Annotated in this window: 7 protein-coding genes and 1 CRISPR repeat array; all 7 genes read left to right on the forward strand. The window is 70.0% G+C overall.

From position 1 onward, the window contains the following. Nucleotides 1-2 precede the first annotated feature (2 nt). The 7 genes from ACZ56L_RS35100 (at nt 3) to cas3 (ending at nt 11,489) form a co-directional block, all read left to right on the forward strand. Nucleotides 3-1,436 (forward strand): helix-turn-helix domain-containing protein, encoded by a 1,434-nt coding sequence (locus ACZ56L_RS35100; RefSeq protein WP_471069213.1) that lies wholly within the window; start codon nt 3-5, stop codon nt 1,434-1,436. After that, nucleotides 1,436-2,116, forward strand: coding sequence for a RibD family protein (locus tag ACZ56L_RS35105; protein ID WP_471069215.1), 681 nt, complete (start codon nt 1,436-1,438; stop codon nt 2,114-2,116). The genes ACZ56L_RS35100 and ACZ56L_RS35105 overlap by 1 nt, the downstream gene beginning before the upstream one ends. Continuing rightward, nucleotides 2,116-2,580, forward strand: coding sequence for a dCMP deaminase (locus ACZ56L_RS35110; protein WP_471069217.1), 465 nt, complete (start codon nt 2,116-2,118; stop codon nt 2,578-2,580). Before ACZ56L_RS35105 ends, ACZ56L_RS35110 begins: the two co-directional genes overlap by 1 nt. Before the next feature lie 116 nt (nt 2,581-2,696). Further along, the gene (locus ACZ56L_RS35115; RefSeq protein ID WP_471069219.1) at nt 2,697-2,963 is read left to right on the forward strand and encodes a helix-turn-helix transcriptional regulator; all 267 of its coding nucleotides are present in this window, start codon (nt 2,697-2,699) and stop codon (nt 2,961-2,963) included. Nucleotides 2,964-4,076: 1,113 nt separating this feature from the next. Next, the gene (locus ACZ56L_RS35120) at nt 4,077-6,089 is read left to right on the forward strand and encodes a hypothetical protein (protein WP_471069220.1); all 2,013 of its coding nucleotides are present in this window, start codon (nt 4,077-4,079) and stop codon (nt 6,087-6,089) included. Continuing rightward, nucleotides 6,086-6,913, forward strand: a complete 828-nt coding sequence (locus ACZ56L_RS35125; protein ID WP_471069222.1) for a DciA family protein — start codon at nt 6,086-6,088, stop codon at nt 6,911-6,913. The genes ACZ56L_RS35120 and ACZ56L_RS35125 overlap by 4 nt, the downstream gene beginning before the upstream one ends. Nucleotides 6,914-7,104: 191 nt before the next feature. Next, a CRISPR array of direct repeats spans nt 7,105-8,414; the repeat unit is 29 nt; unit sequence CGGGTTACCTCCGCTCGCGCGGAGAGGAC. A 192-nt stretch (nt 8,415-8,606) separates the two neighbouring features. Then, nucleotides 8,607-11,489 (forward strand): CRISPR-associated helicase Cas3', encoded by a 2,883-nt coding sequence (gene cas3, locus ACZ56L_RS35130; RefSeq protein ID WP_471069224.1) that lies wholly within the window; start codon nt 8,607-8,609, stop codon nt 11,487-11,489. Nucleotides 11,490-11,526: the final 37 nt, after the last annotated feature.

Below are 11,526 nucleotides of genomic sequence, written 5' to 3' on the forward strand. Positions count from 1 at the left end.
GGATGGCACAGAAACCAAGGGAGCTGACGCCCTGGGTGTCTCCCCTCCACAACTGGGGCTACCAGCTGCGCGAGCTGCGGAACTCGCGGGGCCTCAGCCTTCGTGAACTCTCGAAGCGGGCCCGCATCGACTACTCCCACCTGGGGCGATTCGAACGAGCGGAGCGTATGGCCGACCGTACCCAGGCGGCGCTCCTGGACGCCGCCCTGGACGCCAGCGGGATGCTGCTCCGCCTCTGGGAGCGGATCGGTGACGAGCGTGGCCATGTGGCCAATCCGCCCGTTCATGTGGCCAAGTCGGCGGTCACCCTGGCCTTGACGGCAGCAGACCAGGCAGCGTCGGACGGTGAAGGGATCTCGGTCCCGTGTCGTCTACGCGATGGGTCGGTGGTTTGGGTGGCTCTGGAACGGCGTGCACTGCTGCGCGCGGGGGTGGGGTTGGGAGCCGCGGCGGCGGTCGGCGTTGGTTCGCCGGCGGCTGCGGAATCGGACGGCGTGTCGGGCCTGGTTCGCAGGGCTCGGGCCGCGTCGGCGTACGGATCGACACCGGTGGAACATCTGCGCCGTACCCGCCGTCTGCTGATCGACGGCGACAACCTGCTCGGGCCGCGCCATGCCCTCAAGGCGACGCGCGACTACATCGACGTCATCAAGGAACTGCGACGGGAGGCGAAGGGCGCTGACCGGCGCGACCTGATGGAGCTCCAGACGCAGTACGGGGAATTCCTGTCCTGGCTTCACCAGGACCTGGGCAACCCGGACGCCGCGTCGTACTGGCTCGACAGGGCGATGCAGTGGTCGTACACGGTCGGCGACACCGACCTGACCACCTACGTCATGGCCCGCAAGGCCCAACTGGCCGGTGACACGGCCGACCTGGCCGACGTCGTTGACCTGGCCGAAGCTGCCCAGAGGATGGCCCGGCCCCGCAGCCGGCTCGCCGCCGTCGCCCGCACCTACGAGGCGTACGGGCACGCCCTGCGCGGTGACGCTGACGACAGCGAGCGCGCCATCGACTACGTGCGCAACGCCCTGGACAGCATCGGTTCCGACCCCACCCCGTGGGGCGTGTGGCTGAACGCCTCGTACGTAGAAGTCCACCGCGCTCAGGGGCTGGAGGCCCTCGGCAAGCACGACCAGGCCGCCGACGCCTTCGCCGACGCGATCCGGCTGATGCCCGACGACTACCACCGCGATCGCGGCGTCTACATGGCGCGGCAGGCCGTGGCACTGGCCGGCACCCGCGATCCGGAGCGTGCCGCAACGGTTGGCATGCACGCGTTGACGGTCGCGGCCGACACCGGCTCCGGCCGGATCACCAACGAGCTTGTCCAGCTCGACAAGGCCCTGATCCCCTGGCAGCGCGAGGCCTCGGTCTCCGAATTCCGTGCCGCCTTCGACTCCACCCTCGCCCACGAGACAGAAACGGAAGCCTGATGACTGCCCGCCCGTACGTCGTACTGTCCGCCGCCATGTCAGTCGACGGCTACCTGGACGACACCAGCCCCGAGCGGCTGCTGCTCTCCAACCCTGAGGACTTCGACCGCGTCGACCAGGTCCGCGCGGAGTCCGACGCCATCCTGATCGGCGCGAACACCGTGCGCCGGGACAACCCGCGCTTGTTGGTCAACAGCGACGAACGCCGTGCTCAGCGCGTCGCCGACGGCAAGCCGGCCTACCCGCTCAAGGTCACGGTCACCCGCACCGGCGACCTCACCGCCGACCTGAAATTCTGGCACCACGGCGGCGACAAGTTGGTCGTCACCGTCGACGGCGCGGTGGACAAGGTCCGTGCGACACTCGGGGACCTCGCCGACGTCGTCAGCGTGGGGGCCGACCTCGACTGGGGCCTGGCCCTCGATGAGCTCGGGCGTCGCGGCGTCACGCAGCTGATGGTGGAGGGTGGCGGCACGATCCACACCCAGCTTATGGCGCAGAACCTGGCCGACGAGGTCCACCTCGCTGTGGCACCGCTGCTCGTGGGCCAGGCCAGCGCTCCGAAATTCCTAGACGCTGCCGACTACCCGGGCGGGTCGACCTCTCGGATGCGTCTGCTGGAGGCTCGCCCGATCGGCGACGTCGTGCTGCTGCGCTACGCCCCAAAGGAGCGTGGCTGATGTACGCGCCCAACCGAGACGAGGACCTCCGCTGGATGCGGCGCGCGATCGAGCTCGCCGCGCTGTGCCCCCCGGCCGCCGGGGCGTACTCGGTGGGCGCGGTCATCGTTGCCGAGGATGGCACCGAGCTCGCGGCCGGCTACTCGCGCGAGGCCGATCCGCGTGAACACGCGGAGGAGGCCGCCCTCGCGAAGCTCCCGGTGAGCGACCTGCGGCTGGCCACGGCGACGATCTACTCGTCCCTAGAACCGTGCTCCCAGCGGAGCGCGGATCGCACTCCGTGCACGCAGCGGATCCTTGAGTCCGGGATCCCGCGCGTTGTCATCGCCTGGCGCGAACCGCCGTTGTTCGTCGCCGACTGCGTAGGGGTCGAGCAGCTCGCCGAGGCGGGCGTGGGGGTTGTGGAGCTGCCGGAACTCGCGGAGGCCGCACGCGCCGCGAACTCGCACCTGGGGTTCTCGTGACCACGCCTGTCCGTGACGTCGGCATCGCCGTTTCGTTGGCGGCAGGCCAGGCACTTCCCTCACGAAGATCCAATGATGTATGGTTTTGGAGAACATCAGGTGGGATGGAGGCTGTCATGTCGGATCCGCTGCGTCGAGACGATGCCCTAGTGGATGCTGACACGCTGCCTCCGCCGCACATTCGTCGGCAGCTTCGCATCGCCGCGAACCTCACTCAGGAGGAAGTCGCCGAGATCCTCGGCGTCAGACGCCTCGCCGTCGTCGGATGGGAAGCCGGCCGCACGCAGCCCCACCGCAGTAACCGCCTGAAGTACGCGGAGTTCCTCCGGGGCCTGGCCAAGGAGCACCCGGCCGTTGCTCAGGGAGGTCCGCACGAGGACTGACTCAATTCCGGTTTCGGGTACGCCGACTCCGCCTTCGGTTTCGAGGGGGTCGGGGTGACGTAGCCGCCACCGGCCGCGCGCGCCAAACGAGTGGACTGCAATCCACTCCGGCCTCGCGCGGCCCTTCGCGCCGACCATCAGGTCGGCCACCCAGTCCCCGGTTCGCACCCGGCTCTGGGCTCCAGCTCATCGAGCTGGGTTTTGCAATGCGATGCACCACCCGGTCCGCGAGGACCGAGCACCAACGCAGTTGCCCTTCTGCAAGAGGGCCTCTGCACAACAGTTCCGCCAGCCCCTGCAAGGGCCCTTGGAACGTCCGTTCGAATCACGCAAAGGAGAGAGGACTCGCCTCTGGTTCTTCGTCCGGTGCCCGCTCCTCACGGAGGGGGCGCCCACACATCCACATGAGCCATCGAGTCGAGCCCCCACCAGGGGGCCATCCGCGTTGATCCATATGAAGGTCGGTATCGCCATAGTGCCTGATGTTGTGTCCGCTGAAAAGCGGGAGCATGTCCGTTTCGGGCATGTTCGCCTTGTTCGCGCTTCCCGTGTGACGGAATCGCTGTCCGTTTCCTCGCCCTCCTCCTGCTTCCAGAAGGAAGTGGGGTCTTCGGCGGGGAGCAACGAAGGGGCTGTTTCCGGGATGGCCTCGCCGTCTCCCGTAGCAACGCCCGCTGCCCTGTTCGTTCACCCGTTTACAGAGATCGTCCACAACCTCAGCTCCAGTGGTCCTTTGAGCGGCTTCCCGTGGGACGGGACGGAAAGCAAGATCGTCTCTCACCGTGCGGGAGCGCCGGGGGTAATCCGGGCTCACCGGCGTCTGTCCACAGGACGCCTGGTGCAGGGTCGGCGGATGGATCACGAAGCGCGCGTTTTGCCTGCTCAGGGGGGTGTCCGCTTTGGCGCGTACACCAGTCCCATGACACAAACGATGTTGGAGTCCCTCACCGCTTCGGCCGGGGCGGTGGGCCGATGAGCGCCGTGGCGGCGTCGGCTGCCGCTTTCGCGCGCCCGCGTAGGAAGTCGTCCCTCCCGGCCGGGCCGGTTCCGAAGCGGGCGGCGGGTCACCCGCTGTCGCTGGGGCGGGACGCTCGTGCCCGTCTGGGTGGCGCGGTGCGTGCGCTGCTGGGCGTCGCGGGCCTGGGCGGTGCGTCAGACGCGGTGCGTCTGGCGGTGCTGGTGCTGGCGTCGCGGACGCCGACGGAGACCGGCGTGGTGGAGATCCGGACCTCGGAGTTGGGCCGGTGGATCGGGGCGTCGGCGTCGTACACGGCGTCCGAGGTGCTGCCGGTGCTGCGCCGCTCGGGCATCGTGTCGGTGGAGACGGCGAAGGGCGAGTACCGCCAGCACGAGGGCGTGATGTGCAAGGTGCTGCCCTTGTGGGCCGCGCAGGGCGTGGTCGGGCACCCGCTGAACCTCTCGAAGACGGAGTACGCGACGCTCCAGCGGCTGTTCGAGGCCGTGATGGCGCCGGGCTGGAACCACAAGGACGGCCGGGTCACCCCGGCCGGGCTGATCGGTACGCGTACCGGCCGGGGCGCGGCGACGGATCGTCTCGCGCTGCTGCTGCTGGTGCTTCAGGCGCGGGAGACCGGGCGGGTGCGGCAGTGCGGCGGGAAGGTGGACACCAAGCGCGGCCGGGCCGCGGCGACGGTGGCCCGGTTGCTCGGGTGCACGGCGTCGGCGGGGGAGCGGGTGCTGGAGCGTCTGGAGGACCGGGAGCTGGTGCTGCGGGTGCGTCTGAAGACGGGCTCGGGCATGCCGAACCGGTCGCGGCTGATGGTGCCGGCGGTCGCTGCCGCACACGGCCGTGAGCTTGGCGACAACGTCCAGGAGGACCGTGCGGAGGCCCCAGAGTCCGAGTTTTCAGGTCCCGATGTTGCGGCAGGGGCTGGTGAGGTGCCCGGTCTGGAGACGGAACCGCAGGTCAGCGGCGTGCCGGTGACAGATGAGGCGGATGTTGCAGAGCCCGACGTTGCGGCAGCCCTTCACACTGACCACCCTCACCTCGTTTCTCCCGTCGTCCCTCAGCAGCTTGATTGTGGCTTTTCCGGCGAAGGCCGTGGTGGGTCCGGTGATCTGCCGGACCGCGCGTGCGTGCGCGAGGACGGCGGCCCGCTCCGCGGGGAACAGCCGAAGAAGTCCCCGTCGATCAGCAGCGAGAAGACCGGTCGCGGGCCGGTGGCCGGTGCTCCGGTGCGGGTCGTGGACGGTGCGGGCCAGGGCAGGCAGCAGCGGGGGAGTGTGCCTCTGCCGCCGAAGGATCTGCGGGCCGCCTTGGCCCCGGTCAACCGGGTCTGGGCGCGCCTGGAGCGTCCGGTCGCCCGGAAGTTGGTAGAAGCCGCGGCGGGCAGCGAATTGGAGCAGGTGATCGGGTTCGCCGGTCGCACGAATGCGCCGCAGATCCTCGCCGACCGGCTCGCCCGGCGCCTGGACGAGCAGATGCGGCTAGGCAAGCCGATCGAGGACCCGGTGGGCTGGCTGATCGGCCGGGCCCTGCCGCAGCGCCAGCTGTGTGCCGAGCCCCGGTGCGACGAGGGCGCGCTGCTCGACTCCGGCCGGGACTGCCCGCGCTGCGAGGACCGGCAGCACGACCGCCGTGCCCAGCGCCGCACGGTCGCCGCCGCCGTCGACACCGCGATGCCGCACGCCTCGGAGACCAAGCGCCGTACGGCCACCGAGCAGCAGCTGCACAGGGACGTGACCGCCGAAGCGTGGGCCAAGGCCCGCCGCTTTGAGCAGGTCCGTGAGCAGCGGGCCGCCGCAGCTCAAGCCCGCGCCGAAGCCGCGTCCGCACAGCCGGCCGACGACGCCCCGGCCGCACCGGTGACTCCGGCCGTACTGCCCGCGCCGCGCCCGGCCGCCGTCATCGTGCCTGCCGCGGAGCCGGAGTTCGCCGACGTCGACGACGACCAGGAGCTGGTCCTCGAGGACCTCACCCGGGAGCAGGTCCTGGACTGGCGCTACCGCGCCGCCGCCGACCACCAGCTCGTCCACGACCACATCGACCGGTACGGCGAGCTGTCGGCGCAGCGCCTGTTCACCCGGGCGTTCGTCGCGAAGGTGCGACGCCTGGCCGACCTCGGGCACCTGGACCTCGGCTATACCACCTGGGAGCAGGCATGAGCAACGGCGAGACGTCCGGCGCCGACCTGGCCCGGGTCGCGCTGCGAGCCGCGGTGGAGGCGGCTCGTAATAACGGCAACGGCCAGAAGGCCAAGTCGAAGCCGCGGCCGGTCCGTACGGTGCGGCGCGACGGGCGCGAGCCGACGGGCCTGGGCACGGCGATCGGCGCGCTGGTCACCGAACGGGCTTGGGAGCTCTCGACCGCCGGCGCTTCCCTGCGCGAGCGGTGGGCGGTCATCGCCCCTGATCTTGCCGGGCACGTCGCCGCCGTGTCGTACGACGCGGACTCCGGTCAGCTCACCGTGCGCCCGGAGTCATCGGCGTGGGCGACGAAGACCCGTCTGGAGCGGACCCGCGTCATCGCGGCCGCCAACCGCTCAGCGGGCCGCATCGTCGTACGTGCCCTGCGGGTTCTGCCGCCCGGCCCCGACCTCGTGCCCGGCCCGGCCGACGCTGTTCCGGTAGGCCCGGCCCCGGGTGCACTCGCTGGTCCGGTGAGGACCAGAGAGACGGCGAGCGAGGGTTACCGTCGCGCGCTCGCTGCGCACCGTGAGGTCACCGTGCCGTCCAGGGTAGACCCGGCTGTCGCGGCGTCGGTGGAACGGCAGACCGCCGCGATGCGGACGTTGTCCCGCCAGGCGTTCCCCGAACCCGACGTCGTCGCGGACGACGCGTCGGCTCCGATCGAGCAGGCCCGCACCCAGCGCCGCCGCCAGGCCGCGGCGACTGAGGCCGCAGCGCTGCGGCGGGCCCGAGCCGAACGAGCTGGAACGGCCGTACCCTCGGCGCCTTACTCCCGGCGGGCGGTTGGTGAGGTGGCTTGAGTCACTGCGATGGGAGTTCAAGAAGGGGCGGTGCAAGGAGCGTCGGTACGACGTGTGGCGGCACCTGCCCCGCAAGTGCGCCCCGCAGGCGGTGTAGTGGCAAGGCGGCCCGGCGTGAATACGGCCGTGACGAGCGAATCGAGCCACGGGGGAGGGGACGGTTCCAGCGGACGCATGGCGGAGCCACAGCACGGGTTACCTCCGCTCGCGCGGAGAGGACCTCGTCGGCCGGGTACCGGCGTAGCGGACCGGCGGGTTACCTCCGCTCGCGCGGAGAGGACTCGGTGGCCTCGGTGACACCCTCCATCTGAGGCGGGTTACCTCCGCTCGCGCGGAGAGGATTCTCGCCTCGCCGAAGCCATCCCCGACGGCACCGGGTTACCTCCGCTCGCGCGGAGAGGACCCGATCACCCAGTTCCGAGGAAAGTCACGTGACGGGTTACCTCCGCTCGCGCGGAGAGGACCTGCAATCCACCACCGGCAACGCCCCGTGGACCGGGTTACCTCCGCTCGCGCGGAGAGGACTGGCCGCCCCGGGGCTGACTTCTGCACTGGACCGGGTTACCTCCGCTCGCGCGGAGAGGACTCCCCGGCGACCTCGATGGAGGTGATGCGGACCGGGTTACCTCCGTTCGCGCGGAGAGGACGGGTGTGCAGGGGCCCGGGGGCGGCCGTTTTCCGGGTTACCTCCGCTCGCGCGGAGAGGACCGCGGGCTCATCGAGACCCGGGGCGAGGGCGGCGGGTTACCTCCGCTCGCGCGGAGAGGACGCCGTGGTCGGCGCATTCGTCGCAGTAGGTCTCGGGTTACCTCCGCTCGCGCGGAGAGGACCATCCGCAACGCCTCGCGGGCCTGCACGACCGCGGGTTACCTCCGCTCGCGCGGAGAGGGCATGGTCTGGGTCCTCCGCCACCCCGTAACCAACGGGTTACCTCCGCTCGCGCGGAGAGGACTCCTCGCCGGCCTTGGTAAAGAAGTCCTTGACCGGGTTACCTCCGCTCGCGCGGAGAGGACCGCTCGGCGTCGGCAACCCGCTGGTGAGCGGCCGGGTTACCTCCGCTCGCGCAGAGAGGACCAAGCACAGGTCTAGGTCCGAGTGTAAGGGAGCGGGTTACCTCCGCTCGCGCGGAGAGGACACCAGCGCGGCCGGCACCACGGCCACGGATGACGGGTTACCTCCGCTCGCGCGGAGAGGACCGCGGGTCGTCCGCGCACCTGAGGATCTGGACCGGGTTACCTCCGCTCGCGCGGAGAGGACAGCGGTACGACCGTGGCAAGTTCGGACCGGGGCGGGTTACCTCCGCTCGCGCGGAGAGGACATGCGGTACAACCCTGACCCGCTCAGCGAGGTCGGGTTACCTCCGCTCGCGCGGAGAGGACGTCAGACTGGTGACGCCGGATCGCTCGCGCAGCGGGTTACCTCCGCTCGCGCGGAGAGGACGCAAGGGCCAGACCCCACGGGTAGTTGCCCGGCGGGTTACCTCCGCTCGCGCGGAGAGGACCCTTTCTGACCTGCAAGCCTATAGGCCCTTTGCCGATTCTTTACGATCGTCCAGCGCTGGCTCTGAAGCTGCCTGTCTGGCCGTCTGTCGTTGGCGCATGATGGGGATCCTATGGCTCCGGTCCCGTGGGTGGTGGCCTTGGGAGCAGTGGGAATCGGCCCGTTGTCAGTGCTAGCTGCTATTCCTCGGTGCATGGTGAAGCGTGAAGGCGTGCCGGGACGTGGGTGTCCGGTGGATGTCCGGTTGTGGGGCAAGGAGTTGGGGCTGTCCCGACCGTATCCGGTGGTCTGTCATTTGCTGGATACGGCTGCCGTGTTCGGGGCTTTGTGGGATGTCGTGCTGGGTGAGGGGATCCGGCGGGAGTTGGCGGGCGCGCTGGGGGTGGGGGTGGTGGAGGCGAGGGCGGTGTTGTCGTTCTGGGCTGGTCTGCATGATCTGGGGAAGATCACTCCGCCGTTCCAGGCGCAGGTCTCGGAGGCTTTTTCCGATGTTCGTGCCGAGGCTGGATACCGGTTCGCTGCGGGGGCGGAGCAGGAGCGTGCGTTTCGGCATGAGGTGGCGACGCATTGGGCGTTGACTGTGCTGCTGGCTGAGGTCGGGTATCCCGAGGGGCGTCGGACGCCTGCTGGGCAGATGTTGCGCGGTGCGGTGGGGCATCAGGTTGCGCAGTTGCTTGGTGGGCATCACGGCTTTTTCGGGCCGGTGCTGAAGGAGCGTGAGGTGTGGGGTGGCAGTGTCTACCAGCCCGGTCTCGGAGAGGAGGGGTGGGATGTGCAGCGGCGGGCGCATTTCGCGGAGCTGCGGCGGGTCACGGGGGCGTTCGTGGTGCCGGAGCGGGGGCTTTCGGCGCATTTGGCTGTGATTGTGGCCGGGCTGGTGGTGGTGGCGGACTGGCTGGCCAGTCAGGAGGCGGTGATTGAGGCGGTGATGCCACCGGCCGGCTGGGCGGGCGGTGAGGGTGAGGTCGATGTTCACTGGCAGGCCGTGTGCAAGGCTGCCCCTGGGCTGGTGGCGGAGGCGGGCTTGGGGCGGGCTCAGTTCGCGGCCGAGCGGTTCCAGGACATGTTTTCTTTCGCTCCGAACGCTTTGCAGGCCGATCTTGCCGCGCATCTGCCGGGGTTGGCGGGTGCGCACGGGTCGGGGCTGGTGCTGGTGACCGCGCCGACGGGGGAGGGCAAGACGGAGGCGGCGTTGTTCGCGGCTTCGGTGCTGGGGCGGGCTGCGGGTGCCCGGGGGCTGTACTTTGCGCTGCCGACGATGGCGACTGCCGATGCGATGTATCCGCGGGTGAAGGAGTTCGCTGAGCGGGCGCTGGCGGGGGAGCGGGCGCTGGCGCTGTTGCACTCGATGGCGTGGCTCAGTCCCGCGTACGTCGGCGATGGGCAGGTCACCGGTGTGCCGGGGCCGGACGGTCAGGTGAGCGCGGATAGGGGGACGGCGACGGAAGCCGGTACCTGGCTGCGGGGGTCCAAGCGGGGTCTGCTGGCTCCGCTCGGTGCGGGCACCATCGACCAGGCGCTGAGCGGGGTGCTGCCGCTGCGGTACAACGTGCTGCGGCTGTTCGGTCTTTCCGACAAGGTCTTCGTTGTCGATGAGGCGCATGCCTATGGGCCGTGGATGCATCAGCTGCTGGTCCGGTTGCTGGAGTGGCTGGGTGCCTTCGGTGCTCCGGTGGTGCTGTTGTCCGCCACCCTCACCGGACGCACCGCCTCTTCTCTGGTCGAGGCCTACCGGCGTGGGGCTGGCTTCACCGAGCCGGTGGCGGTGGAGCCCCGGTATCCGGGGTGGCTGTTCGCCTCGGCCACAGGGGTGGTGTCCGAGGCGCGCGCGACGGAGACGGGGCGTTCGCGCACCCTGGATGTGGCCGTGCGCAAGGTCGTCTGGGACACCGCTGATGTGCCGGAGTCCCCGGTGCGTGCCGGGGGCCGTCGGGCGGTGTTGCGTGAGGAACTGCGGCGGGTCGTTGAGAATGGCGGGACCGCTCTGGTGTGCTGCACCACGGTCGCCGAGGCCCAGCGCACCTACCGCGACCTGTGCGCCGCTTTTCCCGAACTGGCTGCCCGTGACGGTGGTTTGCGGATTCTGCACTCGCGTTATCCGGCGAACTCCCGTCAGGTCATCACCGCAGGCTGTCAGGCTACGTACGGCAAGCTCCGCACTTTTGGGGATGCTGCCCGTCCCCGGCCGGCGTCCGTCCTGGTGGCGACGCAGGTGGTGGAGCAGTCGCTCGACTTCGACTTCGATCTCGTTGTCAGCGACCTGGCCCCGCTGGCGCAGCTGCTGCAGCGGGCCGGCCGCGGATGCCGCCATGAGCGCGGTCCGCATGGGCGTCCCGCCTGGGCGCTGCCCGAGGACCGGCCCCGGCTTGTCGTTCTTGACCCGTTCACCAGCGAGAACGCCAGGGAAGCGCCCCGTTCCTGGGGCAGGGTGTACGACACAGGGCTCCTGGTACGCACCTCGCTCCTGCTCGCAGCGGAGTCTGGTGGCATTGAGGTTCCCGGTGATGTGCAGCGGCTGGTCGACGCCGTGTATGCCGAGGATTTCGTCGATGGTCTCGCCGATGCCGCTTACCAGGAGGATCTGAGGCGTCTTGATGCCGAGCGGCAGGCTGGTGAGATGGCGGAGGAGCAGTTGGCCGCCATGGTGGCCGTCGACGCTCCGGCCGACGTCAACGGTGATCTTCACCGGCTCAGCCGGCATGCGGCCGGTGTGACCGAGGAGCTTCTGACCACCCGCCTGGGAGCTGACAGCGGGCGAGTCCTGTGCCTGTACGAGCAGGACAGCGGCACTCTGACGCTGGACGAGGCTGGGGATGTGCCTGTACCTGAGGGGGGACGGCACGGCCTCTCCCGTGCGGAACTGATGCAGATCATGGCTCACGTAGCGCCGGTGCCGGGCCGGTGGCTGCGTAACGGCACCCTGGGTCATCCCGCGCCGAGGCGCTGGGAGAAGCAGCCGCTGCTCCGCGAGGTGGTGCTGTTGCGCATGCGGCGCGACGGTTCCGTGTGGCGCTGCCGCCACGGCGACCGGACCATCACCATCTCGGAAGTCGGGCTGGAGTCCTCTTCTGGCTGAAGTTTCGTCATCTACGGGCCGCAGGCTTTGTCGATGC

This window comes from Streptomyces sp. NPDC039736 (assembly GCF_055596485.1).

Coding starts and splice junctions, on each gene's coding strand:
- ACZ56L_RS35100 (WP_471069213.1), top strand. CDS start 3: ATGGCACAGAAACCAAGGGAGCTGACGCCCTGGGTGTCTCCCCTCCAC.
- ACZ56L_RS35105 (WP_471069215.1), top strand. CDS start 1,436: ATGACTGCCCGCCCGTACGTCGTACTGTCCGCCGCCATGTCAGTCGAC.
- ACZ56L_RS35110 (WP_471069217.1), top strand. CDS start 2,116: ATGTACGCGCCCAACCGAGACGAGGACCTCCGCTGGATGCGGCGCGCG.
- ACZ56L_RS35115 (WP_471069219.1), top strand. CDS start 2,697: ATGTCGGATCCGCTGCGTCGAGACGATGCCCTAGTGGATGCTGACACG.
- ACZ56L_RS35125 (WP_471069222.1), top strand. CDS start 6,086: ATGAGCAACGGCGAGACGTCCGGCGCCGACCTGGCCCGGGTCGCGCTG.
- cas3 (WP_471069224.1), top strand. CDS start 8,607: ATGGTGAAGCGTGAAGGCGTGCCGGGACGTGGGTGTCCGGTGGATGTC.